Source organism: Micromonospora sp. CV4 (genome assembly GCF_003667455.1).
Lineage (GTDB): Bacteria > Actinomycetota > Actinomycetes > Mycobacteriales > Micromonosporaceae > Micromonospora.
This window is the reverse complement of record NZ_RCVI01000003.1, coordinates 1-388: the sequence shown is the minus strand read 5'-3', so window position 1 is coordinate 388 and position 388 is coordinate 1. Positions and strand designations below refer to the sequence as shown.

At 78.6% G+C, this 388-nt stretch carries 1 protein-coding gene; it reads left to right on the top strand.

Features of this window, described 5'->3' with window-relative positions:
* A partial coding sequence (locus tag EAD98_RS30790) for a hypothetical protein (protein ID WP_199723151.1) occupies window positions 1-388 on the top strand: 388 nt, incomplete at both ends.

The following is a 388-nucleotide window of genomic DNA, read 5'->3' as shown; positions in this document are numbered from 1 at the left end:
CGAGTGGGTGGGCGGCGGCCGCCGCCTCGGCGGGGTGGGGCGCGGTCGGCGGCCCGTCTCTGGTGCGCGCCGACCGTACCGACCTGGTCGCCCTGCCGGCCCTGGGACTTGCCTGGTGGGCCTGGCGCCGAGCGCGGCGGGAGCCGATACGGCGGAGATCCGCGCGGCTGGTCCGCTTGCTGGTCGTCCTGCCGGTCGCCGTGCTCGGGGTGGCCGCCACCAGCGCCGCGCACTACCCGGAGGCGGGGCAGGCGGCGGCGGTGGACGGGCGACTCCTCGCCGGTCGGCCCGACGACCACACCGGGTATCAGCCGTCGGACGGGTGGTCGATCAGCGACGACGCCGGGGCCACCTGGCACGCGCCCGCGGCCGGCGACGAGATCTGGCT